General features: G+C 53.9%; 27 protein-coding genes. 6 read left to right on the forward strand and 21 right to left on the reverse strand.

Features of this window, described 5'->3' with window-relative positions:
- The first annotated feature begins 8 nt into the window (after positions 1 to 8).
- From LY85_RS14665 to LY85_RS14685, 5 genes are all read left to right on the forward strand, one after another.
- A complete protein-coding gene (locus tag LY85_RS14665) occupies positions 9 to 674 on the forward strand; it encodes a ribulose-phosphate 3-epimerase (RefSeq protein WP_141827241.1) in 666 nt (221 codons plus the stop codon).
- A 40-nt stretch (positions 675 to 714) separates the two neighbouring features.
- Positions 715 to 1,131, forward strand: a complete 417-nt coding sequence (locus tag LY85_RS14670; protein WP_141827242.1) for a PTS fructose transporter subunit IIA — start codon at positions 715 to 717, stop codon at positions 1,129 to 1,131.
- A gap of 2 nt (positions 1,132 to 1,133) precedes the next feature.
- Positions 1,134 to 1,604: a PTS sugar transporter subunit IIB gene (locus LY85_RS14675; protein WP_141827243.1), complete on the forward strand. Its 471-nt coding sequence runs from the start codon at positions 1,134 to 1,136 to the stop codon at positions 1,602 to 1,604.
- Between the two features lie 83 nt (positions 1,605 to 1,687).
- Positions 1,688 to 2,740 carry a galactitol-1-phosphate 5-dehydrogenase gene (locus tag LY85_RS14680; protein WP_243122576.1) on the forward strand — a complete coding sequence of 351 codons (1,053 nt, stop codon included), beginning with the start codon at positions 1,688 to 1,690 and terminating at the stop codon, positions 2,738 to 2,740.
- A 9-nt stretch (positions 2,741 to 2,749) separates the two neighbouring features.
- Positions 2,750 to 3,298, forward strand: a complete 549-nt coding sequence (locus LY85_RS14685) for an SIS domain-containing protein (protein WP_141827244.1) — start codon at positions 2,750 to 2,752, stop codon at positions 3,296 to 3,298.
- 118 nt (positions 3,299 to 3,416) lie between these two features.
- Here LY85_RS14685 and LY85_RS14690 read toward each other — a convergent pair whose 3' ends face one another.
- Together LY85_RS14690 and LY85_RS14695 are read right to left on the reverse strand one after the other, a co-directional pair.
- Positions 3,417 to 5,354 carry a methyl-accepting chemotaxis protein gene (locus LY85_RS14690; protein ID WP_141827245.1) on the reverse strand — a complete coding sequence of 646 codons (1,938 nt, stop codon included), beginning with the start codon at positions 5,352 to 5,354 and terminating at the stop codon, positions 3,417 to 3,419.
- Positions 5,355 to 5,471: 117 nt separating this feature from the next.
- On the reverse strand, positions 5,472 to 6,650 hold the full coding sequence (locus LY85_RS14695; protein ID WP_141827246.1) for an AI-2E family transporter: 1,179 nt from the start codon (positions 6,648 to 6,650) through the stop codon (positions 5,472 to 5,474).
- A 384-nt stretch (positions 6,651 to 7,034) separates the two neighbouring features.
- Here LY85_RS14695 and LY85_RS14700 point away from each other — a divergent pair, with 384 nt between their 5' ends.
- Complete coding sequence (locus tag LY85_RS14700; RefSeq protein ID WP_141828135.1) at positions 7,035 to 8,831, forward strand: ABC-F family ATP-binding cassette domain-containing protein; 1,797 nt, start codon at positions 7,035 to 7,037, stop codon at positions 8,829 to 8,831.
- Between the two features lie 51 nt (positions 8,832 to 8,882).
- Here the strand turns inward: LY85_RS14700 and hypE are convergent, their stop codons facing one another.
- From hypE to LY85_RS14795, 19 genes are all read right to left on the reverse strand, one after another.
- On the reverse strand, positions 8,883 to 9,869 hold the full coding sequence (hypE, locus tag LY85_RS14705) for a hydrogenase expression/formation protein HypE (RefSeq protein ID WP_141827247.1): 987 nt from the start codon (positions 9,867 to 9,869) through the stop codon (positions 8,883 to 8,885).
- Positions 9,869 to 10,906: a hydrogenase formation protein HypD gene (gene hypD / locus LY85_RS14710; protein ID WP_141827248.1), complete on the reverse strand. Its 1,038-nt coding sequence runs from the start codon at positions 10,904 to 10,906 to the stop codon at positions 9,869 to 9,871. Before hypD ends, hypE begins: the two co-directional genes overlap by 1 nt.
- Positions 10,903 to 11,115 carry a HypC/HybG/HupF family hydrogenase formation chaperone gene (locus LY85_RS14715; protein WP_038322697.1) on the reverse strand — a complete coding sequence of 71 codons (213 nt, stop codon included), beginning with the start codon at positions 11,113 to 11,115 and terminating at the stop codon, positions 10,903 to 10,905. Before LY85_RS14715 ends, hypD begins: the two co-directional genes overlap by 4 nt.
- 42 nt (positions 11,116 to 11,157) lie before the next feature.
- Complete coding sequence (gene hypF, locus LY85_RS14720) at positions 11,158 to 13,419, reverse strand: carbamoyltransferase HypF (RefSeq protein WP_141827249.1); 2,262 nt, start codon at positions 13,417 to 13,419, stop codon at positions 11,158 to 11,160.
- Entirely contained in the window at positions 13,416 to 13,757 is a 342-nt protein-coding gene (locus tag LY85_RS14725) for a hydrogenase maturation nickel metallochaperone HypA (RefSeq protein ID WP_141827250.1), read from the reverse strand. Before LY85_RS14725 ends, hypF begins: the two co-directional genes overlap by 4 nt.
- Positions 13,758 to 13,788: 31 nt before the next feature.
- Positions 13,789 to 14,151 carry a 4Fe-4S binding protein gene (locus tag LY85_RS14730; RefSeq protein ID WP_038322701.1) on the reverse strand — a complete coding sequence of 121 codons (363 nt, stop codon included), beginning with the start codon at positions 14,149 to 14,151 and terminating at the stop codon, positions 13,789 to 13,791.
- A 7-nt stretch (positions 14,152 to 14,158) separates the two neighbouring features.
- The gene (locus tag LY85_RS14735; protein ID WP_038322703.1) at positions 14,159 to 15,238 is read right to left on the reverse strand and encodes a nickel-dependent hydrogenase large subunit; all 1,080 of its coding nucleotides are present in this window, start codon (positions 15,236 to 15,238) and stop codon (positions 14,159 to 14,161) included.
- A gap of 18 nt (positions 15,239 to 15,256) precedes the next feature.
- The gene (locus LY85_RS14740; RefSeq protein WP_038322705.1) at positions 15,257 to 15,592 is read right to left on the reverse strand and encodes an NADH-quinone oxidoreductase subunit C; all 336 of its coding nucleotides are present in this window, start codon (positions 15,590 to 15,592) and stop codon (positions 15,257 to 15,259) included.
- A 2-nt stretch (positions 15,593 to 15,594) separates the two neighbouring features.
- Entirely contained in the window at positions 15,595 to 16,050 is a 456-nt protein-coding gene (nuoB, locus tag LY85_RS14745) for an NADH-quinone oxidoreductase subunit NuoB (RefSeq protein WP_038322707.1), read from the reverse strand.
- A 17-nt stretch (positions 16,051 to 16,067) separates the two neighbouring features.
- On the reverse strand, positions 16,068 to 16,931 hold the full coding sequence (locus tag LY85_RS14750) for a complex I subunit 1 family protein (protein WP_038322708.1): 864 nt from the start codon (positions 16,929 to 16,931) through the stop codon (positions 16,068 to 16,070).
- Position 16,932: 1 nt separating this feature from the next.
- Positions 16,933 to 18,759, reverse strand: a complete 1,827-nt coding sequence (locus LY85_RS14755) for a proton-conducting transporter membrane subunit (protein ID WP_243122577.1) — start codon at positions 18,757 to 18,759, stop codon at positions 16,933 to 16,935.
- A 399-nt stretch (positions 18,760 to 19,158) separates the two neighbouring features.
- Positions 19,159 to 20,880, reverse strand: a complete 1,722-nt coding sequence (locus LY85_RS14760) for a B12-binding domain-containing radical SAM protein (protein ID WP_141827251.1) — start codon at positions 20,878 to 20,880, stop codon at positions 19,159 to 19,161.
- Positions 20,881 to 21,196: 316 nt separating this feature from the next.
- Entirely contained in the window at positions 21,197 to 21,751 is a 555-nt protein-coding gene (locus LY85_RS14765) for a rubrerythrin family protein (protein WP_141827252.1), read from the reverse strand.
- 47 nt (positions 21,752 to 21,798) lie between these two features.
- A complete protein-coding gene (locus tag LY85_RS14770) occupies positions 21,799 to 22,092 on the reverse strand; it encodes a hypothetical protein (RefSeq protein ID WP_141827253.1) in 294 nt (97 codons plus the stop codon).
- Between the two features lie 67 nt (positions 22,093 to 22,159).
- Complete coding sequence (locus LY85_RS14775) at positions 22,160 to 22,360, reverse strand: hypothetical protein (RefSeq protein WP_141827254.1); 201 nt, start codon at positions 22,358 to 22,360, stop codon at positions 22,160 to 22,162.
- A gap of 32 nt (positions 22,361 to 22,392) precedes the next feature.
- A complete protein-coding gene (locus LY85_RS14780) occupies positions 22,393 to 23,055 on the reverse strand; it encodes a hypothetical protein (RefSeq protein WP_141827255.1) in 663 nt (220 codons plus the stop codon).
- 193 nt (positions 23,056 to 23,248) lie between these two features.
- On the reverse strand, positions 23,249 to 23,623 hold the full coding sequence (locus tag LY85_RS14785) for a desulfoferrodoxin (protein ID WP_038322714.1): 375 nt from the start codon (positions 23,621 to 23,623) through the stop codon (positions 23,249 to 23,251).
- A gap of 79 nt (positions 23,624 to 23,702) precedes the next feature.
- Complete coding sequence (locus tag LY85_RS14790; RefSeq protein WP_141827256.1) at positions 23,703 to 24,518, reverse strand: family 1 encapsulin nanocompartment shell protein; 816 nt, start codon at positions 24,516 to 24,518, stop codon at positions 23,703 to 23,705.
- Positions 24,519 to 24,536: 18 nt separating this feature from the next.
- Positions 24,537 to 24,908 carry a demethoxyubiquinone hydroxylase family protein gene (locus LY85_RS14795; protein ID WP_141827257.1) on the reverse strand — a complete coding sequence of 124 codons (372 nt, stop codon included), beginning with the start codon at positions 24,906 to 24,908 and terminating at the stop codon, positions 24,537 to 24,539.
- Between the last annotated feature and the right edge of the window lie 350 nt (positions 24,909 to 25,258).

Raw genomic sequence — 25,258 nt, forward strand, 5'->3', positions numbered from 1 at the left:
GATTTATCATGCAAATAAAAATATCCCCGTCCATCATGTGCTGCAGGGTGGAGGAGTTCAAGCCTTATATCCGGCTCTTTGAGAAGGTAAAGCTTGACTCCATCCACTTTGATGTAATGGATGGACACTATGTAAAAAATGTCATGCTCGGTACGACGGATTATCAGGATATCAAGCGGCTCACCGACCTTCCGGTGGACCTGCACTTCATGTCCTATCGGCCGGAGGAATTCATCGAGTATTATCAGGTTCAGAAGGGGGACAGGGTCTGCTTTCATCCCGAAACCACGGCCCAGCCGTACCGTCTGCTTCAGTCCGTTAAGGACCGGGGCTGTTCGGCGGGCCTGGTGCTGAATCCCGGCACCCCCGTTTCTTATATTGAAGAGTGCGTCGAGCTGGTGGACTATATCATGGTGATGACGGTGAATCCGGGCTTTGCAGGGCAGAAGATGGTCCCTACTGCGCCGGACAAAATCACCAGAATCGTCAACCTGCTCCGGCAGCACGGAAAACAGATCGATGTGTTTGTGGATGGAAATACGACGCCCGAAAACAGCATCAAAATGCGGGACGCCGGTGCGAACGGGTTCGTCGTGGGCACTTCAAGCATCCTCAAATCACTCGACACGTTTGAAGAGGATTACAGCCGCTATTATCAGCATCTGAAGCAATGACCGGCTTCACGGTATTCAATTTGGAAAGGGAGACAAACGAATGGTAGGCGTACTTTTAATCAGCCACGGAAAACTCTGCGAGCAGCTGCTGGAGAGCAATGCCATGATCGCCGGGCCGATGGAACAGGCCGATTCCGTTGCGCTGCGCGCGGGGGAAAATCCGGATCTTTACGGCGAGAGAATCAGAAAAGCGATTCTGGAGCTCAATACCGGCATGGGGGTGCTCGTGCTTGTCGATATGCTGGGGGGCACCCCGTACAACCAGATCGGTTCGCTTGCGCGCGACCTCCCCGTCCAGATAGTGACCGGCATGAATATGCCGATGCTGATGAGCCTGGCGCTGAATCGGGAAGAGGATTCTACGCTGACGCAGCTGGCCGACATAGCCTTTGAATCCGCACAGCAAGGAGTAAAGCTGCTCAGAAAAAAGGAAACACAGTTGGGAAAAGGGAGTTAGAAATGGAAAATTTGATTTTAACCAGAATAGACGACAGACTGATTCACGGACAGGTGATGACGGCTTGGATGAAGGTGATGCCCGCCAAAAAAATCATTATTGTAGACGATAAGGTCGCCGCGGATGATTTTATGAAGGACGTTCTGGAAATGGCGGCGCCCGCCGGGGTGAAAATGAATATTTGTTCCGTGGAGCAGGCAATCGGAATTTTGGATCAGGGCCTTTCCGTGCCGACGATCATGCTGGCAAAAACGCCCCTTACGCTGAAAGCGCTGATTGACGGGGGCGTAGAACTCAAGGCGATCAATATCGGCGGAATCGGCATGAAGGAAGGGCGGAAAACCCTCTATAAAAATATAGCCGTCACAGAAGAGGAACGGCAAATTCTAAAGGATTTTATTCAAAAAGGTATTGACGTAAAAATACAGATCATCCCGGCCGAAAAGGTGATCGATCTGAAAAATATTCTGTAGGGACTCTTGCCGGTCATGGCGGTGACCGGCAAAGCCGCGGTAATCGAAAGGGAAAGCTCCGTCGACGAAAGGAAAGAAATAGAATGAATATGAAAGCAATGAGATTACACGCAATCAATGAATTTACACTGGACGAAGTACCGAAGCCGGTGCCAAAAGGGGACGAGGTCCTTGTAAAGGTATCGGCCTGCGGAATCTGCGGGTCGGACATTCCCCGGGTGTACGAGCTGGGCACCCGCGTGTTTCCCGTGACGATCGGCCATGAGTTTTCCGGAACCATCTGCGAAGTGGGGGACGAAAGCAACCGGGATCTGGTCGGAAAGACCGCCGCCGTGTTCCCCCTGATTCCGTGCCGGAAATGCGACAGCTGTCAAACCGGCAACTATGCCCAGTGCAGCAACTATAATTATCTGGGTTCCCGCAGCGACGGCGGATTCGCCGAATATTGCCTTGTTCCCAGCAAGTGGCACCTTGTATTCTCCAATAACCCGTCCACTTCCAAAGAGGACCTGGCGCTGGTGGAGCCGGCGACCGTCGCACAGCACGCCCTTCGCAGAGGGGGCGTAGCCGCCGGGGATACGGTCGTGATTCTGGGGGCGGGCCCCATCGGCATTATGGCCGCAAGATGGGCCGGTATTTTCGGAGCAAAACAGGTGATTCTCGTGGACATAGCGGATATTAAGGTGGAGTTTGCAAAGCAGAGAGGCTTTACAGTCATCAATTCCGTCAAAGAGGACTGCCCGCAGATCATTAAGGATATGACGGAAGGACGCGGCGCCGACGTGGTGATTGAAGGGACAGGAAGCTCCGGCGGCATGAATACCGCGGTGGAGTGTGTGCGCGCGTTCGGGCATATCGCCATGCTGGGCAATCCGCATCAGGATACGACGATCAAGCTTGCGAACCACAGCAATATCCTGAGAAAAGAAATCACCGTTTCCGGCGTCTGGAATTCCTATTATCTGAACGTCCCGGTCAACGAATGGAAGTTTACCGTTGAGAATATCGATTCCGGAAAACTGAAGGTCTCGGACCTGATTACCCACAAATCCGATCTTCAGAACCTAAAGAAGCTCTTCGACCAGATTTATACGCATGAAATTACCATCTGCAAGGCTATTTACAGCGCGGAGTAAGGAGCGGCCATGAATTACGGAAAAGAAGTCATCAAGGAAATGAACGGGGTCTGCTCCCTGATCCGGGAGGAAGACATCGACCGGGTCGGCGACATGATTCTGGAAGCAAACCGCGTGCTGGTGGTAGGCGTCGGCCGCGTGCTGATTTCCCTCAAGGCGTGGGTGAAGCGCCTGCGCCATATCGGCGTGGATATCAATTTTGTCGGCAGCGAGACCGAGGGTGCGGTCCATGAGAAGGATCTGCTCATCGTAGCTTCGTCCTCCGGGGAAAGCGCGGTTCCGGTCCAGATTGCGAAGATTGCGAAAAAACACGGAGTAAAAATCGTCTACATCGGCTGCAATCCCCAAAGTACAGCGGGCCTGTTATCGGACTTTGCAATGAAAATCCCCTGTAAAACGAAGCTGGGACTGCCCGGCGAATTTCCGTCCTTCCAGCCGATGTCCACCCTGTTTGAGCAGGTGCTTTATATTCTGGGTGATGTGATTGCTTATACCATTATGGATAAAAAGAAATTCGATGAAGAGGAAGTAAAAAATAATCACGCAAATTTAGAATAATTTTTATGATAAATTTGGCTTTTGCCGCAAGGCAACTGCAGCACGACTCCCCCCTCAGGTTCCCAACAAAAAACATACCGGTTTGGCCGTTTTCGGCCGCCGGTATGTTTTTTGCACATCATTCTTCCACGGCCTCTGCTTCTTCTTTCAGCTGGAACCGGGATAAAAGGTCGGTCAGCACCTTGGACTGGGAGGAGAGCTCTTCGCCCGCCGCAGCGCTCTTTTCGGCCATGAGGGAAATGTTCTGGATCGCGTCGGAAATCTGCGTGATGTTCCCCGTTGTCTGCGTTACGAAAGCGGCCTGTGCGTCGGAGGCCTGCGCGATTTCACCGACAAGCCGGAAAAGCGATTCCGACTTTTGTACGATCACCTGCAGGGACCTCTCCACCTCGTCCACTGCTTTTGCGCCGGTTGCAATCGCATGAACGGTATTGGCGATCAGAGCGGAGGTATCCCCCACGGCGCGGGTGCTTTTGCCGGCCAGATTGCGCACCTCGTTTGCCACGACCGCAAAGCCTTTGCCGTAGGCTCCGGCCCGCGCGGCCTCTACCGCGGCGTTCAGAGCCAGGATGTTTGTCTGGAACGCGATGTCGTCGATCGTCTTGACAATCCGTTCTATTTCCTGCGAGGTTTGGGAGATATCCTTCATGGCGGTAATCAGCTGATCCATTTTCCTGTTTCCGTCCTGAATATCCCGCACGATCCCGGACAGCATGACGTTTGCCTGCTGGGCGTTTTCCGCGCTCGTCTGTGCGTGGCCGGAGATTTCGTGAACAGAGGAGGAAAGCTTTTCAATGGAGCTCACTTCCTCCGAGGCGTTCATAGCCAGCGCCTGCGCCACGTCGGACATTTGACCCGCCGAACCGTCTACCTGAACGGCGACCAGACGGACCTGGGAAAGCGTCTGGTTCAGGCCGGAAAGAATTCCGTCGATCGCGGTCAGGATTTCATGAAAATCTCCCGGATAGGCGGCGCTGCTCTGCAGGGACAGGTCGCCGGAGGAAATCGCTTTCAAGATCATGCAGAGGTCTGTGATCATCCGGCGCAGATTTTCCGACGTTGTGTTGAGGGCATTTGCAATTCTGCCCGTCTCATCCTGAGATTTTACTTCGAGACGGATATCCAGGTCTCCGCCGGAAATCCGTTCAATGCCCTCCGTTACCTGCAAAACCGGTCTGGTAATATTCCCGGCGATCCGGAAAGCAAAGAAAAGAGCAATGAGGAAGGAGAGGATTCCGACGCCGATCATCAGCGCGATGGCGGCCGGTACGCTGGACATAAATTCTGAATGCGCTTCCGAAACATTGACGGACCATCCGTCCGTTCCCGAAATGGGAGCGTATGCGCCGAAATACTGCCGGCCGTTCCACTTGTAAAGGGAAAATCCCGTTTTTCCCTGAACCATGTTGGCTTCCATTCTGGCGACGACGGGATCGGATTTGCCGTTCTTTTCCTTTGCGGCAGCGGCGGAATCGCTTTGTACCACCCTGGCGCCGGAATGGTTGAGAATATAGGTGTTGCCTTGATTGCCTACTTTCACTTTGGCGGCGATGTCGCCCAGTGAACGGTACGGAATGCTGATCAGAATGATATGCGGTGCGGAGGGATAGGCGTAGTCGAAATGCACTTCTCCGTTTTCCGTGACAGGGTCGCTCAGGTAGGGGGCTCCCTGCTTTGCCTGCACAAAGGCCTGATTTTCCTGATAATTATCGCCGTTCAGGGCGGAAATTCCGTCCTCCTTGACGATGTCTACCTTCACCAGCCCGTTTTCCTTGACGAGGCTGTTGATGTACTGTCTGGTGGCTCCGTAGTCAGCCCCGACGGTGTTTTTGATCATTGAGACTGACTGGGCCATAATTTCGTATTGCCTGAGCTGAGCGCTGATTTCGGAAGAAACAATACCGGCCGTTTTGCTCAGCGTTTTCTGCAGGGACTGCTCCGTGGAGCGGACAATAAAAAAAGCGGAAAAAATGCAAAGAACACTGACTGTGCAGAGAATAATAATTGCTGTAAATTGAACAAGCTTATTCTTGATCGTTTTCTGTCTGTTACGCACAATGAAGATACCCTTCCCGTCGTTTAATAGGATCTTTTTTCAACGGTTTCAGTATATCATTATTTATGGCGCCATACAGAATTTACCAATGATTTTAAGACGGAATTAACCTCCCTTTTACATTCCGTTTTCTTCCTCCTTCGGAGGTTGACCGTTCAATTTTTTCTCTTCCAGACGCTTGTTGATGTTTTCCCGCAGGAGCGTGTACATCACGGCGCAGAGAGGGATATTGACCAGCATCCCGACCAGACCGAACGTGTTGCCGCCGATGGTGACGGCGGCAAGCACCCACAGCGCCGGCAGGCCGACCTTCGAGCCGACCACGCGCGGGAAGATCAGGTTGCCCTCCAGCTGCTGGAGGACGATGAAAAATACGACGAACCAGACCGCCTGAATGGGGTTGACGACCAAAATCAGCAGGGCGCCGATACAGGTGCTTAAAAACGCGCCGAAAATCGGAATCAGCGCCATAAACGCCACAATCACAGAGACGAGCAGCGCATAGGGGAAACTGAAAATCTGCATGCCGATAAAGCAGAGCGAGCCGAGAATACAGGCCTCGGTGCACTGTCCGGCGATAAAATTGGAAAAGGCATGGTCGGTCAGGCTGCACACCCGTACGATGGTGTCGGCAGGCTTTTTGGGGAAATAAGCGTACAGGAAACGCTTTGTCTGTGCTTCCAGCTTTTCTTTTTGCGCGAGAATATTGATGGCGAAGACAAGGCCGAGCACCATGGTAATGACCGCGTGGAACAGATTCGTAGCCACCGTAACGGTGGAGCCCACCAGCGTGTTGGCCAGCTTCTGCCCGTACTGGGCCAGCATCTGGCTGAGGTTTGTCCAGTCGATCTGCAGATTGCTGACGTATTCCCTGACCGCGGGATACTTGTTTCCGACTGCGATCAGGTTGTTTTGAAGCTCGGTGAAAAAGCCCGGAATATTGTTGGTCAGGCTGGTAATCGTGCGGACAAGCTCCGGAATCAGGATCAGCATAATCAGGGCGATAATCCCGATGACAATCAGAAAGGTGATCAGAATGCTGACCGCGCGCCTCACTTTCGGCCAGTTTTTCGTATAGCGGCGGTTGATTGGCGCAAGCATGCGGCTTTCTACATGCCGCATCAGGACATTGAGAATGAAGGAGATGGCAAGGCCGAGCAGAATCGGCTCAAAAATCCCCGCGATGATCCCGGTCAGCTCCGAAAACCGGTATAAATTTTTCAGCCCAAGGTAAAGCACAATGCTGAAAGCAATGAGCAGGGCGATCTTTTTCATGTTGCTTTTATTAAGTTCCATTTTCCGTTCCTTTCCAACCTGTTGCCGGCGGCCTTTGAAACCTCGCAGGTTGTCCCATTTCACTGCGTGAACCCGCAGGCGCAGCGCGCCGTTATGATATCTTTATCAATTGCAAAGCGGGTATCGTTATCGCTTGCGACCATTATACCATAATGCGTACCGATAGAAAATGATTGCTTTCAAAAGCCTTTTTTATATTTTAGCACAATTTATCTGATAATATATGGGATCCCTCAAATAATTTGACAGAATACGGTTTCGCGGTTTTCATCCGTCTGTTTCTATGTTATGATGGAATCCATAGAAAAAATATCTAAATAAACGGCCTGCTCTATGGGCGGATACCGTTCCAATATTGACGATATGGAAACAGAGGATAGAATTGTGCTGTTGTTATCTGCGGAAAAAATCAGGAAAAGCTACAGTGAGAAAATACTGCTGAAGGATGTCTCCCTGGGGATTCAGGAGGGGGATAAAATCGGGATGATCGGGGTGAACGGAACCGGAAAAAGCACGCTTTTGAAAATCGTCGCGGGACAGGAAAGCCCGGACAGCGGCGCGGTCACCAAATTCGGAAGCGTGCGCGTGGGGTATCTGCCGCAGAACCCGGTTTTTCCACAAGGGGTTACGGTGCTGGAACAGGTCAAACAGGGGATCGCACAGCAGCAGCGGGAATCGAAGGAGTATGAATGCAAAGCGATTTTGACCCGTCTTGGGATTACGGATTTTGACGAACCGGTCAGCCGGCTTTCCGGAGGACAGAAAAAGCGCGTATCGCTTGCCAGCGCGCTGGTAACCCCTGTGGAGGTTCTGGTGCTGGACGAGCCCACCAACCATATGGACAACGACATGGTCGACTGGCTGGAAAACTACCTTGCCCGTTACCCGGGCGCGCTGCTCATGGTGACGCACGACCGTTATTTCCTTGACCGCGTCACCAACCGGATCGTTGAGCTGCAGGACGGGAATCTGTACAGCTATCAGGCAAATTACACGAAATATCTGGAACTGAAAGCGGAGCGGGAAAGCATGGAGGCCGCGAGTGAGCGCAAGCGCCAAAGCCTGCTCCGAAAGGAGCTGGAGTGGATTCAGCGCGGCGCGCGGGCGCGCAGCACAAAGCAGCGCTTCCGGGTGGAACGGTTTGCGCAGCTGAGCGCGCAGGAGGTCAAAACGGAGCAGGAAAAGCTGGCAATGAGCTCCGTGAGCACGCGGCTCGGCAGAAAAATCATTGAAATCGACGGGATTGAAAAGCGCTACAGCGACCGGCGGCTCATTCGGAATTTTTCCTACAACCTGCTGCGCGGGGACCGTATCGGCATTATCGGCGCAAACGGCTGTGGAAAATCAACGCTGCTGAAAATCATTACCGGACAGGTTGCGCCGGACAGCGGCACGGTCACCGTGGGGGAAACCGTACGGATCGGCTGCTTTTTGCAGGAATGCGAGGATATGGACCCCGGTCTGCGCGCAATCGACTATATTAAGAATATTTCTGCGGAGGTCATGACCCCGGAAGGGACGCTGACCGCTTCCCAGCTGATGGAAAAGTTTCTGTTCACGTCTGATCTGCAGTATTCGGTGATCGGCAGGCTGTCGGGAGGGGAACGCCGCAGGCTCTGCCTGCTCGGCATTCTGATGCAGGCGCCGAACGTTTTGCTTTTCGACGAGCCCACAAACGACCTTGACATCCAAACGTTGACCATTCTGGAGGATTATCTCCAGAATTTTTCGGGCGCCGTTGTCGTCGTGTCCCACGACCGTTATTTCCTGGATAAGGTCGCGGAGCATATTTTTGCGTTTGAAAATGGGGAAATCCACGATTATACCGGCGGCTATTCCGACTATCTGGAACAGAAAAAGCCCGAGGCGGAGGAAACGCCGAAGGCAAAGGAAAGCAGACCGAAAGCCGCTTACCGGGAAAAACCGGCCAAGCTGAAATTCTCCTTTAAGGAGGAGCGGGAATACGGGGAAATCGATTCGGTTATCGCCGGGCTGGAGGAAAAAATTGCCGCCGCACAACGGGAAATTGCACAGCAGTCCAGCAACTACGTCCTGCTTTCCGAACTGATTGCGGAAAAGGAAGCGCTGGAAGCCGAGCTTGACGCCAAAACCGAACGCTGGGTATACCTGAACGAGCTGGCCGACCGGATTGCGGAGCAAAACGCAGAAGAATCACCGTAAATCAAAAAGGCAGCCGCTCAGCGGCTGCCTTTCCTATCATTTATAAAGCCCTTAACAGATTCTAGGCAATCCCTCGCCGTAAAGAACGGTGACAATACGGGTGCCCCCGATGGGGGTGCGCAGCAGGACGGTGCCGGGCTCGCCGGAAACGACCCTTCCAATAATGGCCGCGTTTTCCCCGTACCGGCTTTTTTTCATGCAGGCAAGGGCTTTCTGTGCGTCCCCGGCGGCTACGACGGCGGTCATTTTACCCTCGTTGCCCATATAAAGGGGGTCAAGGCCCAATATTTCACAGAAGCCGCGCACCTGTGCGGAAACGGGAATCGCTGTTTCCTCAAGCTCCATACAGCAGGAAGAGGCGCCGGCAAATTCGTTCAGCACTGTTCCCAGGCCGCCGCGGGTAACGTCACGCATGGCTTTTACCTTTACACCGCTTTCCAGAAGCGCGTTCACCATTTCGTTCAGGGGGGCGCAGTCGCTTTGAATGGTATTCCGGATATTCATCCGTTCGCTCAGAATGGCCGCGTGATGGTCGCCCAGATTGCCCGAAAGAAGGATCACGTCGCCCTCTTCGCAGGAGGACGCGCTGAGCGAGACGTCCGGCGGCACAAAGCCCACACCGGCGGTGTTGATGTAGATGCCGCCCTTGCCTTCCACGACCTTGGTGTCGCCCGCCACAATATTGACTCCGGCTTCCGAGGCGGTTTCCGCCATGGAGGCTGCTATTTTTTTAAGCTCCTCCGTGTCGGCTCCTTCCTCCAGAATAAATCCGCAGGTAAGGTAGCGGGGCTTTGCCCCGCTCATCAGAAGGTCGTTCACCGTCCCGCAGACGGACAGCCTGCCGATATCGCCGCCCGGGAAAAACAGGGGCGTTACCACGAAGCTGTCCGTCGTCACGGCGATTTTTTCCGCTCCGGGAACAACGGCGGAATCCTCCATTTTGGCTAAAACGGGATTGTGAAAGCTTTTTTCAAAAATATCTTCGATCAGCTCGGCGGTGGCTTTTCCGCCGCTGCCGTGCGCCATGGTTATTTTCATTACCGTTTCCTCATATTTGTAAAATAATTGTAGCAACTGCCTTCCATCGACACCATACAAGCGCCCTGCGGCGTCTGTGGGGTACAGGAGGAACCGAACAGGGGGCATTCGTTCGGGGAGACCGCTCCGGTCAGCACCTGTGCACAGCGACAGTGGGCGTTGGCGCCGCGGTCGTCGTTCAGACCCGTGCTGCCCGCGTCGAAGCGGGCGTATTCTTCCCGCAGAAGCAAGCCTGAATCCGGGATGCTGCCCATCCCGCGCCATGCGGCGTCACAGGGTGCAAAATACTTGTCCACCATTTTCTGCGCGGTCCGGTTGCCTTCCTCCGTTACCGCGCCGGGGTACAGGTTCATGACCCCGGCTTTGCCGCTTTTTCGGACGAGCGCGTAGATCGCCGCCAGAATCTGCGGCCCTTCAAAGCCCGCGACCGCGAACGGAATGCCGTATTTTTCGGACAAAGGCTCAAAAATACGGCTGCCGGTAATGACGCTGACGTGGCCGGGCGCGAGAAAGCCGTCTACGCCGCCCTGGTTTTTGCAGATCCAATCGATCACCGGGGGCATGGTTTTTAGGGAGGTCAGAATCTTTACATTGGAGATGCCGTTTGAAATCGCTTCCTCAAGCAGCATGGTGTACACCGGGGCGGTGGTTTCAAATCCGACCGCCGCGAAAATGTAGGTGCGGGCGGGGTCGTCCGCCGCCAGCTTCAGCGTATCCAGCGGGGAATAGACCATCTGCACATGGCCGCCCGCGGCTTTCGCGTCGTTCAGGCTCCGGCTGCCGCCCGGTACTCGCAGCATGTCGCCGAACGTGACGACCACGTTGTCCGGTTTCATGCTAAGTGCGACAAGCTTGTCGATATAGGCGGTGACCGTGACGCAGACGGGGCATCCGGGTCCGGAGATCATCCGGACGGCGGGGGAGAGCATTCCGGTAATGCCGCAGCGGGAAATCTGCGCCGTGTGGGTCCCGCAGACCTCCATCAGCCGCAGGGGCGGCCCGTCGTAGGCTTTCAGATACGATTGGATGTCCGTCATAGCTCTTCCATTTCCTTCAGAAGCTCCTCCAGCGCGTCGCGGTCCTGTTCCGTCAGCACCTGCAGGATGCATCCTGCGTGAACCAGAACGCTGTCGCCCGGTTTGATTTTCACCAGGCCGGCCTCTGCTTCCAGCGTATTTCCGCTGAAATCCACCGTCGCTTTTCTACCGTTTACTTTAACAACCCTGCCGGGCAGTGCAACACACATAGCAATCTCCTTTTGGTTGGAATCTTCCGAATCGTCGGTGGCTTATTTGCGAACGCCCTCTGCCTGCGCGCAGAGCCACGCCTGCCCCAGACAGATTCCGCCGTCATTGGACGGTACGGCGGAATTGAAATAGACCTGAAAACCGTCCGCGGTCAGCCGGTCATGGCAGTCCCCAAGAAGCAGAAGGTTTGCGAAAACGCCCCCGCTCAGGGCTACGCGGCTTTCGCCGCTTTCTTCCCGGATGCTCCGGCAGACCGTCAGAATCATTTCGGCAAGCGCCCGGTGAAACCCAAGCGCAATGCGGTTCCTGTTTTCCCCTTTTGCAGCCGCTTGCAGAAGTTGGCGGATAAAATCGGCCTGATCTGCTTCCAGTTCCCCGGCGGGATTCCGGCTGAGGGTGAAGTGGAACGGCACCGGTTCTTCTCCGGCTTCTTTTGCCGCAGAAGCCGCGTTTTCCAGCGCGATGGCACATTCCCCTTCGTAGGAATTCTCTTCTTTAATGCCCAGTATAGCGCAGACCGCGTCGAACAGCCGCCCCGCGCTGGAGCTTTCCTGTGTATTGACCTGATGCCGGAGGGCGGCCTTGACGAACGGGAAGCGCTCGCTGCCGGATTCCTCGCCCGCGGCGAACCGGTAGCAGTCGGAGGTCAGCACGGCGTTTTTCGCCGCCGCGTCGCCGCCGCAGAGCCGAACAGGGCTCAGATGCGCCCGGCGCGCAAAGTCCGCGCCGCGGCAAAGCAAAAATTCCCCGCCCCAGACCGTTTTGTCCGTGCCGTAGCCGGTGCCGTCGAAAACCACGCCGATACAGCCGTCAAGACGATGCTCCGCCATGACGGAGGCGGCGTGAGCGTGATGGTGCTGAATGAGGATGGGGCTTTCCAGACCGAAGTCCCGCGCAATCCTCTGCGCGAGCGCGTGGGACTGATAGCCGGGATGCAGGTCGCACGCAATCCTCTGCGGGGAAATCCGCAGGAGCTGTTCCATCCGCTTCAGGCCGATTTTGTAATTCTCATAGACCTTGTAATTTTCAATGTCCCCGAAATACTGGCTCAGATAGGCGCGGTCGCCGCTGAGCAGGCAAAAACAGCTTTTCAGGTCTCCGCCCATGGCCAGAACCGGATGCTCCGTCCGCTGCTCCAGCAAAACGGGCAGGGGAACATACCCCCGGCTGCGGCGGAGAATCTGGGGTAGCGAGCACGCGACCCGCCCGACGGAGTCGTCCAGCGGGGTCACGATCCGGCGGGTATTGTACAGGATTCCCGCAAGATAGGGAATGTCTGACCGAAGCAGTTCGTCGTCCTTATAAATTATCGGCTCAGAGGTAAAATTCCCGCTCGTGACAATTAAGGGGCCGCAGGCGTCCGTCAAAAGCTGGTGCAGGCCGGTACAGGGCAGAAACGCGCCGAGGAAACGGCTTTCCCCGCAGACACCGGAACAAAACCCGTCCGACGGGTTGTTCAGCAGGACAATGGGGCGGGCCGCGGACAGCAGCATGGCTTCTTCTTCCTGATTCACAACGCACATTTTGCGGATGCTTTCCAGATCGGGAAATAGAACGGCGAAGGGCTTCTTTTCCCGTCCCTTTAAAAGACGAAGGCGCTCCACCGCGTCTTCAAGGCAGGGGGAACAGACAAACTGATATCCGCCCACACCTTTTACGGCGAGCACAGCCCCGTTTTTCAGTAGGGTAACCGCCCGTTCCAGAGCTTCCTGCTTTTCCAGCGTGATTCCGCCGGTAAGCAGCTGCAGCTGAGGTCCGCAGCGGTGACAGGAGATCGTCTGCGCGTGGCGTCTGCGCCCGGATGCATATTCGCGCTCGCAGTCGGGGCACATGGCAAAGTCCTTCATGGTGGTGGTTTCACGGTCGTAAGGCAGGGCGTTCATAATGCTGAACCTCGGCCCGCAGGAAGCGCAGCTGATAAACGGATATCCCCGGCGCCGGTTTTCAGGCGAATACAGCTCTTTTTTGCATTCGTCGCACATCGGCAGATCCGGCGGAATCATCGGCGTGCCGGCCTCGTTTTGCGCGGCCTTGCCGCTTTTCAGAATGGAAAAGCCGTCAAAGCGCTGTTCCGGCATCGGCTCTGTCCTGATTTCCGTCACCAGCGCGCCGTTGGGTGTTTCGGTGCGAAGGGAATGCAGAAATTCCTCCACCCGCTGTTTTTCCCCGGAGGCGGCGATTTCAACAATCCCGCCGCTGTTGCGCACGTTGCCGGAAATATCCAGCCTGTGCGCCAGCCCGGCTACAAAGGGACGGTATCCCACACCCTGTACGATGCCGGAAACGGTAATGAAAACATTCATTCCATTTCAATGCTCTCTATCTTTACTTCTCTGCCCACTTCGCTCGGCTCTCCCTGAGTGCCGCACGTGGGGCAGGAAAAATCAAAGCGCTTGCGTTCAAACAGCTCGTTGCATTTGGGGCAGCGCAGCTTCGATTTGACGGAACGGACATTCATCTGCGCGCCTTCGCAGACGGTGCCCTTGGATAAATCCTCGAAGTACATCTGGATGCTTTCTCCCGAGTACCCGGAATCCTCCCCTACCGCAATGTTGATGACTGTGACCTTCTTTTTTCCCGCCGCTTCCGCTTTTTCGGTGGCTTCCTTCAAAAAATCGGCGGCTTTATGATAATCGTGCATGATAACGGCTCCTTTTTGTTCTTAATGGTTTTTAGGACGCGTTCTGATTCTCCACGGGGGTCTGGCAAACGGTATCGATGGTCTTGCGCTGAGCGGGCTCGGTGTAGCTCTGATGCATGGAAAGGCATTTCTTGGGGCAGCTTTCCACACAGTAGCCGCACTGGATGCAGCTGAAGCGCTGAATAGACCAGCTTTTTTCTCCCCGGTTCACCTGAATGGCGCCGGTCGGGCATTTTTTGGAACAAAGTCCGCAGAAAACACAGGCGTCCACGTCGTTTTCAATATGGCCCCTTGTGCGCTGAGGATATTCTCTCGGCTGCTCCGGATAAGGCCGGGTGGCCGGTTTTGAAAATAGATTATGCAGTTCGATTTTTGCAAAAGTCAGTAAACTCATTATTTCATCACCTTTCGGTACAGCTGATGCAGGGATCGATCGTCAATATTAAAATGGGGACGTCGGCAAGCTGACAGCCCTTCATGGTTTCCAGCATTCCCGGCAGATTGGCAAACGTAGGGGTGCGCACCCGCATCCGGTCCAAAAACTTGGTTCCGTTTGCCTTCACATAGTAAATCGCCTCGCCGCGCGGCTGCTCCACCCGCATGAAATATTCCCCCTGCGGGAAGCCCTTGACCGGGACGGAAACCTCGCCGTTCGGAATTTTTGCCGCCGCCTGGCGGATGATGTCGATGGACTGGAAGATTTCCCGGATACGCACGTCGGTCCGTGCGTAGCAGTCGCCCACGTCGCTCGTGATCGGCTCGAAATCGAGGAAGGGGTACGCGGCGTAGCCGAGCTTGCGGGTGTCGCGGCTGATGCCGCTGGAACGCATAAACGGTCCCACGGCGCCGAGGTCGAACGCCTGCTGCTTCGATAGGAAACCGACGTCCCGCAGGCGGCTGTTGACCGCGGAATTATTCAGAAAGGTTTTGACAAGCTCCTTTAGATCGCGTTCCATGTCGGCGAAGACACCCAGAAACTCCCGGATCATGTCGTTGTCCATATCCTTGCGCTGGCCACCGATCTTATTGACCGAGAAAATCACGCGGCCGCCGGTGGAATACTCAAACATATCCAGCACCTTTTCACGCATTCTCCAGGTTTCCATGAACAGGCTTTCAAAGCCAAACGCATCGGCCAGCAGGCCGAGCCATAAAAGATGGCTGTGAATCCGTGACATCTCACACCAGATGGTGCGCAGGTATTTGGCGCGGGGCGGAATTTCCACTTCCATGATATTTTCCACCGATTCACAGTAACCCATTCCGTGCATAAAGCTGCAGATTCCGCAGATTCGCTCTGCAACATAAACATATTCGTTAAAGTCTTTTTTCTCCACCAGCTTTTCAAGACCCCTGTGCACAAAGCCGATGGAAGGGATCGCCTCTACCACCTTTTCGTCTTCCAGCACCAAGTCAAGATGAATCGGTTCCGGAAGGACCGGATGCTGAGGACCGAACGGTACAATGCTGCGTTTAGACATCTGGTATCACTCCTAGATTTATTTAAAAGGCGTTTTCTTCTCGGTGCGGTACAGGGTACCTTTATAGTCGAGAGAAATCATCTTGATCGGTACGCCGAAAAGATCGTGGATTTCGTTTTCATATAAGAAGGACGCGGGATAAATGCCGCTGATGCTGGGAATTTCGACCTCTTCGCCGATATTGAAGCGCAGGGTGTACAGATCGAAATCCTTTCCGAACGAATAGGAAAGCTCGTAGCCGTCGGGGATTCTTGTGGCGCAGATCTGCACCAGGCGGCAGCTACTGCCTTTCATTTTCAGGACCTCTTCCAGCAGGACCTCGGAAGAAATGGGGATAATAATATTTTCCGGCATGATTAAGCCTCCTTGTGCAGCGCCGCCGCGCCGAATTTTTTCAGCTCGCGTTTTCTGTCCAGAAGCGCGACCGCCTTGACCACGCCGTCAATGATCGCTTCCGGTCTTGCGGCGCAGCCGGGAACGTAAATGTCCACGGGGATCACCTTGTCCACGCCGCCCAGGATATTGTAGCACTCCTTGAAAATCCCGCCGTCACAGGCGCAGATGCCGACCGCGACGACCACCTTGATTTCCGGCATCTGGGAGTAAATCTGTTTTACCACCAGCTCGTTCTGGTGGTTGATGCCGCCGGTAATCAGAAGGATATCGGCGTGTTTGGGGTTGCCGGTGTTGACGACGCCGAAGCGTTCAATATCGTAAACGGGCGTCAGGCAGGCCAGCACCTCGATGTCGCAGCCGTTGCAGCTGGAGCCGTCGTAATGCAGAAGCCAGGGGGATTTTGATATCTTCATCATTCGCTAAAGCACCTTCCTTAATGAATGAGCGTCAGGATCAGCAGGTTAATGCCGCCTGCGACCAGTGTGACCAGCCAGGTGGAACCGAGCATTTTATCCCATTTGACACGGGGGAAAAGATTGTCGATAAAAGTTTCAAGAACAAAGGACAGAGCACATACCAGCACCGCGGCGAGGATGCTCCACCACTGCAGGTTGATGATAAACAGTCCGATGAAACCGAGCAGAAGCACGTCTTCATACCAGCCCGCAAGCTCCACCAGCCCCAGAACGTTGCCGGACAGCTCCGTCGTAAGGCCCTTTACCATCTCCTGATGGGCGTGGTGCGAGGTGCTGATGTCGAACGGCGACTTGCGCAGCTTGATCGTCAGAATATACAGGAATCCTAAAAACATACCCGGAAGAACGGCAATGGCGGAGGATCCGGTATGTACGATATCGCTTACGTTAAAGCTGCCGTCGGCAATATAAAACCCGATCGCCGCCAGAAGCATCATCGGCTCATAGGCCATCATCTGTACCAGTTCCCTCTGTGCGCCCATGGCGCTGTAGGGGGAATTCGCCGAGGTCGCGGACAGGATCAAAAACACCTCTGCCAGCGTCAGCGCGAAAAAGACGAGCAGAAGGTCGCCGCCCGCGAAGAAAATGCATCCCGTAAATACGACGAATACAAAGAAACCGCCGACCAGAAAATCCTGTACGCCGTTTACCACGACGGACTGTTTGGAAAAAAGCTTGTGCAGATCGTAAAAGGGCTGTAACAGCGGCGGACCCTGACGGCCCTGAAACCGGGCGCCGATTTTTCGATCGATCCCGGAGAGCAGACCGCCCAGGAAGGGAGCCAGAATCAGGAACAATATAATTTTCAGTAAAATCTGCATCTTAAATCACACCTCCGATTGCAACGACCATCAGGACGATCAAGCCGGCGGAGGCGAGAACCAGCGAGGGCTTCAATATCTTCTTTTCCCCGAAAAGATCCTCCATATACCAGTTCGCAAGATACATGGACGATTCGTGCCCGAAGGAATCCGTAAAATGACGGTCGTCGCCGCTGTTGGCGCCGCTCATATAGGAGATGACGATTTTATTCCTTTTGCCGAAGGTCAGCAGACGCACCATAACGGGCAGAACCAGAATGGTGCAGAACATCAGAAGCATGATTTTGAGGTCGCTGCTGCTGATGAGCGTCATTAAAGGCTCATGGAACGTCTGAATCAGGAAGGGCTGCACCAGATAAGTGGACAGCAGCGGGAAGGAGACGCACAGGGCAATGACCAGAATCGCCAGCGTGTAAATGGAAAACCAGTCGCTTTTTTCCAGCTTGTCGGGCAGCCGTTCGGAGCGGTGGATCACCGCGACAAGCTTGCCCAGCCATTTTCCCCAGTAGAACAGGGTGCTGGCACTTCCGAACACCAGAAAGAGCACCAACCAGACACTTTTGGAATCCACAAACGCCTTGAGCGCCGCCCATTTGGAAATCAGCATGCCGAAGGGCGCGAGGAACATCCCGCAAATTCCCACGATCATCACGAAAGCCAGCTTCGGCAGCTTGATGATCAGTCCGTGCATATCTTCGATATTGCGGCTGCCGGTGCTGTTTTCCACCGCGCCGACCGAAAGGAACAGCAGCGATTTGGAAACCGCGTGGAACACCAGGAGCAGGATGCCCGCCCACACCGCTTCATGCAGGCCGACGCCCGCGCACGCGGTAATCAGGCCCAGATTGGAAATGGTGGAGTACGCAAGCACTTTTTTGCCGTCGCTCTGCGAAATAGCGAGCAGGGAAGCGGCAAAGAAGGTAAACCCGCCGATGGTGGTGACCATGATTCCCGCCAGGTTGCCGCTGAGCGCGGGGGAAAGGCGGATCAAAAGGTAGACGCCGGCCTTGACCATCGTTGCGGAATGCAGCAGGGCGGAGGTAGGCGTCGGCGCGACCATAGCCCCCAGCAGCCAACGGGAAAACGGCATCTGCGCGCTTTTGGTCAGCGCCGCGAAAGCCAGCAGAATGACCGGGATGAGTGCTGCCTGGTTCCCTGTGCCCAAAGTGACCAGATCCTGAAGATTGGCGATATCCAGCCGGAGGGAACAGTACAGGATGGCCCCCGCAAAGCCGAGACCGCCCAAAAGGTTCATCCAGAGCGCGCGGAAAGAGTTCCGAATAGCCTCCGGAGTCTGATTATAGCCGATCAGGAGGAACGAACAAATGCTGGTGATTTCCCAGAAGAAATAAATCCAGGTGAGATTGCTGGAAAAGACCAGTCCGAACATCGCGCCCAGAAACACAAAAAGCATGGCGAAGAAAAAGGGCGACCTGTCTTTGTACTCGGTGTGATGTTTGTGGTATTCCCTGATGTATCCCACTGCGTATACGCAGATCAGGCACCCCACGATACCGACCACCATGCACATGATAATCGTGAGGTCGTCTACAATAATATGGTTTCCGCCTTCCGCAGAACGACCGGTAAGCTCCATCCATGCAACGGGCAGAGTCTGCGCCGCCGAAAGCAGGGCACAGTAATACTGCTTATACCGGAAGGAATAGTAAAACACAAGACCCATCAGCCCGAATTCCGCCAAAAGCATCGCCTTGTCGAGCAGCTGGGTTTCCGCAAGGTAAGACTGGTTCGCCCCGCCAAGCAGGGAACTTACGGAAAAAGCGACCACCATCACGACGAGGACGGCACAGCTTGAAAATACAATCATATCCCGCAGTTTTCCTGGTTTGACCATGGATAGAATCAGAGCTGCAATAAAAGGAAAGATTATGAGAGTAACTATCATTGCAATAAAACCACCATTTCTCCATGTTAACTTTTCTGTTCTACACCAATTCCACAACACTTTTCCCCTGTGTGGCAAATAAATGTTGCATTTATAACAGAAGCATTCCTATGATAATCAAAATTTCTCAGATGTGCAAGGTCAATATTTACCCTTTTTCTCCGGATTTTGGAATGGATTTTATGTAAATTTAAAAAAGTGCAGATTATGGAAAAATTGAAAGAGCAATTTTGTGACTATAAGGCTGTTGTAAGAATTATTTTAAAAACAGCAGGGAATTCAATTGTATATAACGAATAAAAAACGGTCCGCCGGACGGTGTTAACGTTCGGCGGACCGAGTGGAATCTTTCCAGAATTCGGGCCGGAATTCAAAGAGAGGATATTCCCCGCTGACAGGATTTCGGTTTTGATAATCCGCATAAACCAGGCGGTGTCCGGCGTACAGCAGGGCGTAGCCTCTCTTTATCCCTTTTGAGGGACGGTTTGTATCCTCAAGCTCGCGGATTGCCCTTCCCAGCGCGGGATCGCGAACGCGCAGGACGGGCGGGAGCCTGCCCGAAGCGTTGGTGGACAGCCGGTCGCAGACCAGCCTGTCGCGCAGAGCCTCCCTGTCGATGCCGCTCTGCCCGCTGAAAAAGGAGAAAAGCAGGGCCGTGTAGTCGTCCAGCGAAATTTTATCCGTTCCCTTTCGGGCGGCGAATTCGCCGAACCGGTCAAACAGCCCGAACGGCGTCGTTCCGCTCTTTTCCAGAAGATAGGGGAGGGTCCTGCGAAAGCGGCCGCTGTTGTACAGGCGCTCCAGAGCGTCTTCCGTATGATGCAGCCGCAGCAGCTCTTCTTCGGAAAGCCAGGGAGTCCGTGTTACCTCATACGGCGGCTGATTGTCATACCGGCAGGGGAATTCCTCCGGATTTTCCCGCATGGGCGCGCCGTACAGCAGCTTTAGAAAGCCCAGCTGCAGCATGTTGGGTCCCAGAGAATACGCGGTATTGAAGCTTTCGGCGAAGCTGGCGAAATCCTCATAGGGCAGGCCCGCGATCAGGTCGATGTGAATATGCATATTCGCGTTGGCAATCAGCCGACGGATGTTTTCCTTCAGCCGCTCCACGTCCGTTTTCCGGTTGATGGCGGCAAGCGTTTTGGGGTTGAAGCTCTGCAGCCCGATTTCCAGCTGCATGGCGCCGACGGGGGCCTGCGCCAGAAGGCTCAGTGTTTCCTCATCCAGAAGATCGCCCGCGATTTCAAAATGAAAGCACACTCCGGCGGGAATTTCGGTTCCGTAGTTCTCGATAATGAAGCGGAACAGCTCGATGGCCCGTCTGCGGTTCGCGTTAAAAGTGCGGTCGACCAGCTTTACCGTTTTTGCGCCGCTGCGGGCCAGCAGCAGCAATTCCCTTTTGGCCTTGTCCAAGTCGAAGAAGCGTGCGCTGCCGCACCGCCCGGAAAGGCAGAACGCGCAGGAATAGGGGCATCCGCGGCTGGTTTCCAGGTACGCGATGCGCCCCTTCAGCGCGTTCAGATATTTTGAGGTGTACGGCGAAGGCGGGTCTTCCTCCGGGGTGTAGGGAGGAACGGTCACCGCCTGTCCGCCACGGCGGTAACAGACTCCGGGAATGTTTTCGGGTGTTTCCCCACGGCTGATTGTGTTCAGCAGAAGGGCAAAAGGCTTTTCGCCTTCCCCGGAGAGAACGTACTGCACCTCCGGCTCCCCGCACAGCAGCTTTTCCGCGCAGTAGCTTACCTCCGGGCCGCCCAGCACGACGACGGCGCCGGGCAGGCGGCTCTTCACAAGCCGTATCAGCTCCTTTGTAGCGGAGATATTCCAGATGTAGCAGCTGAAGCCGATCACCCGAGGGTTCAGCGCCAGAATGCGCTGTGCGACGTCCTCCAGCCGTTCGTTGATCGTGCCCTCCACAACCTCAGCGGAGATTTCCGGTCCGCAGTAAGCGTCCACGCCCGCCGAAAGGCACCACGGAGCGAGGGAGGAATGAATATATTTGGAGTTTAAAACGCAGATGGCTGCGGTCAAATTGTTTTTCATTTCATAATCCCTTCTTTCCCGCCGGCCGTTCCCACCGGCGGGGGAGCTGTTATACCACAGGCGCGCGGCGCTCTTGCGGAGCTTGCCGCCTTGACTTGCACGATTTGTCGCAATCTGGCAGTTTGTCTGCAACCTGCCGGTATAATAGCCGCTTTGTGGCTATTATACCATACTTCCGTTTTTCCGTCAGTATTCCCCGCAGCGGGGCGGAACCGCGCATTGACGAAAAAAGGAGGATGTCTTACAATAAGGCATCCTCCTTTCATCGGAGCGGCTGTTCTGTTTTCGGATCAAATTTTCGGTGTGGTATTTACAGTCAGAACTTTACGTACAGTTCTTTTTTTGCTCCGCAGATCGGGCAGCTGTCGGGTGCGCCGTCCAGAATCGTGTGGCCGCAGACCGGGCAGACATAAACGGATTTCAGTTCGACATCTTTCCCTTCCTTTGCGGCGTTCTGTGCTTTCTGGAACAGTGCGGCGTGAATCTTCTCCGCCTCAAGCGCAAAGTGGAAGGAACGCTGCGCGCCGGATTCCTTCTGAAATTCTGCGGCGTTCAGGTAAACGGGATACATCTGCTTCACTTCGTGAAGCTCGCCGTTGATCGCGCCCTGAAGGTTCTCCACTGTTTTGCCGGTTCCGAAAACTGCTCCGGCGGTCACTGTGGCGTCCGCAGTGCTGCCGCCGATTTCGCGGAAATGGTTGCCCGCGTGTACTCTTTCGGCATAGGCGATTGCCTCAAACAGCTTTCCAATGTTTGGAAAGCCCTCTTTGCGGGCCACCTCCGCCCAGATCAGATATCTCATGTGAGCCATGCTTTCCCCGCCGTACGCGGAATGAAGAAAATCGAAAGTCATTGCATTTTTTACAGGCATTGCTTTGTTCCTCCTTAATTTTGATAATTCTTAAAATATGCGGTTCGTTACTTGGCCTCTGCGGGCTGCAGGCGACGGCGGTAAGAATCTCCCTTTGCCACAGAGCTTAAAATTCTGAACAGGGTCAGCGCCGGGGAAGAATGCGCGGATGTGGACGAGACGCCGTTCATGTTGTTGATGTGGTAGACGACGGAGTCCAGCTCGGATACGCCGTTTTGATTGTCGTAGCGGAAGGAAATGTCATCCCTGTCCGTAAGTGCGTTTATGTTGGTGATGCCGAAACGAACTTCGTCCTTGTTCGAGATACCGTTCATATTGGTGATACTGAAATTGTTTGTCATGAGAAAACCCTCCTAAAATTAATAATAGTAATTGTTATTATTTTTATTGTTTATAATATACTCTTTATTACTCAACATTGCAAGTGTTTTCTGAGAAAAATTGCAGTAATAATTTAAGAATAATTTGTATATATTCTACAAATACACCTGATTTTTCCTTGCCGTGCAGGGATACTGCATCTGTAAAAATTCCAAATCTGAAGAAAGACGGCGATGGCTGCCAAAAGAGGCAGTCCATCGCCGTTTTTTCAGAGGGTGTGGTCAGCATCCGGATTTTCCCGCGAAGAGGGAAAATTCAAGTTATTTGCTTTCCTCTGTTGAAATCATCTGTTTTCCGATCTCTTCGCTCTGTTCCAGAATTTCAAAATGGTAATTGTCGTCTACTGAAATATGATAGCCATAGGATTTTTCGGTATCGGTTCCGGGCAGGGTGTATGTGAATCCGACGATATAATAAACCGGGTCGGCGGTAACGAATCCGTAGAAGCGGCCGTTTACGGAGTCCTGTGCGATCCCGTGTCCCTGAACCAAATTCTGTTCCGCGTACTGCAGTGCGGCGTTGGCCCGGTTGGTGGCTTCCTGCATCCCTTCCGAGGACGGTTGATCGGCTGTGATATGTCTGTAAAAAGAGAATACGGTCAGAGATAACGCCATTGCCAAAACCACAGCGGAAAAGGCGACAGCAGCTTTCTTACCGGGCTTTTTTTGCCGGAACACTTTTATCAGCATGCCCGCAATACCGCATGCCATTACGGTATCCGCGATGACATGAAACCATTTTGCGTGGGCTTCCATAAAATCTTCAGGGACGATTGAAATGCCGCTGAACACGGCTATGATAAGAGAAATAATGAAAATTGTTCGATAGATCCTCACACTTTCGCTGTCGTCTTTGTCTTGATACCAATAATAGCCGCTTCCTGCAAGCGTTAATAAAGCAGCTGTCAATATAACGTATTCCATGGCTGGCTCCCTCTTTCCGTTTGTTGGTTAGGCATTGCTAACTTGATACCTTCATTGTATCACCGCTTCTTACTCTTTGCAACCGGATGACGGGACCTTGTAACAGCGTCTGTTTCGTGCAAAAAGGAAAAGAACCTTGCGAAACCGCAAGGCTCTTTTCCGATTGAGGTTGTATGTGAAAGCCCGGAAAGCGTTAAAAATCCGCTTTCCACAGGCCGTGCAGGTTGCAGTATTCGTAGACGGTGCCAGAGGCGACCTCGTTGAATTCCGCTTTTGGCTCCATGCCGGGTTTCAGATAGGCAATTTCCACCCTGTCGTCCGTGACAAGGGCAATCCACTCAATGTGGTGCTCGGGAAGCATCGGGTGCAGCACCGAACCGACGGATACCTTGATTTTTCCGCCCTCGCGCGTGACGGCCGGCACATGCTTTTCCTGTGCGGCGTCGGTGGTGTTGGCTTCCAGCTTGGTCATTTCCTGACCGCAGCAGGTAAGCGTTCCGCCGCCTTTCTTGATCAGGGCCACCATATTTCCGCATAATTCACAACGATAGAAAGCAACTTCAGACATTTTACATTTCTCCTTCATTCATCCATTTATAATCCTAATTGATCATACAGGTCCGACCTGCAGAGATTTCACAGTGGATTTATTCAAAAGCCACAACGGCTTCTTTGCGCCTGATGCGCGGCAGCACCGTCTCAAGAATGCGGAAACGATGATTCAGGTCCTTTTGCTCCAGATAGGCGGTCGCCAGATCCTGTCCGATGACCAGGTCCATGTATCTGGGTTCGGAGCAGACGAGAACCGCTTTTTCAGCGCCGAGCACCGGCGAGGTGAACACATTGCCCTTTAGCAGCCGACTGATCCGTTCAATTTCCAGCAGACCGGTTCCCGGCTGAATCCGCTGCAGCTTCAGATAGAGGTCGGGGCTGACGATCAGCGCGTAGGCGCCGTAGATGCCGTTTGCCGTGAACCATTCCAGGCCGGCGGCGAGGTCGGAAAACGCGTTTTCATCAGCAGCCCAGTCCGACCGTTTAATCCTGTGAATTCCGGACGCCGTCAGCAGCCCTTCGTATCCGTTCGCTTCGCTGCCGAAAAAGATCAGGCGGTCTTCCTTCCTTGCGCAGGTTTCCGCGGCATAAGCCGCGCCGGAAAGGTCGGTCGGGTAACCGGTTTTGCCGTCGCTTTCCAAGTCCTTCGCTAAAAGGGTAAAGTCCTCGTACAGCGTGGGGATTTGAACGTAGCTTCTGCCCTTCGTGGTAATCAGGCCGTCCGCCTCGGCTTCGTCAGCCGATTTGGAATCGTCCACCCGGATGCTTTCCGCTCCGATTCCCAGCGGGCCGTAGATATGCAGAAATTTTCTTCCCGTCAGCGCGGAGCGTGCCGCACTGATTACCTCGGAGTCGATTTTTTTCCATAGCTCCGATCCGATCGGAGCATTTTCTCTGGATAAGTAACTCATGATGATACCTCCTATATTCTATTGGTTAAGCAGGCCGCCTACGGTAAGCTCTGCGTGTGTTTCGGCGTTCTGTTGTGCGGGCGGACCGGAAAGGCCGAGTCCCTCCAGCATTTCTTTTACCTCCGATTCCCCGGAAGCGAACCATTCGGCATCTTTCGGGTCCAGGTTCCGCAGCAGCGTCATCAATTCCCCGACGTGCGCTTTTTCCTCGTCGCGTATATCGCCGATCACTTCCTTGGCCATTACATTGTCCGTGGCCTGAACATGTGCGTCGTAAAGGTAGATCGCTTCCAGTTCACCGGCGATATCCAGCCGGATTGCCTGAATCAGCTCCTCCTTTGTCAATTTCCGTTCGACATTCCCCTGAAAGGGATTTGCAAAAGCTGGCATTTGATTGTCCTCCCAATAATATAATTTAATAATAATAACTGTTATTGTTTTACTGCTATTAATATACACCCTTTTTCTTCCGATTGCAAGTACCTGAAGCAAAAAAATAATCATTTTTTTACAGCATTTCCAGCTGATTCTGCAACAAGGTTGCGTTCCTCCTCCGCCTTTGGCGGGGGAGGAACACGTTTTCTTCGCAAACGGAAATGGAATTGCTGTAAGACTTTACGGAAAAGCACACAATGCGGATACCTTTCCGGGACGGAGCGCTGACCGGCAAGCAGGCTCGCAGAGAGACACGACCAACAAGGGGCACCGGTCTCTGTGCTTTTGTTTTAGAATTTGTGGTG

Origin of the sequence: Clostridium sp. KNHs216, from assembly GCF_006714885.1 — a bacterium.
Classification (GTDB): Bacteria; Bacillota; Clostridia; order Oscillospirales; family Acutalibacteraceae; genus Caproiciproducens.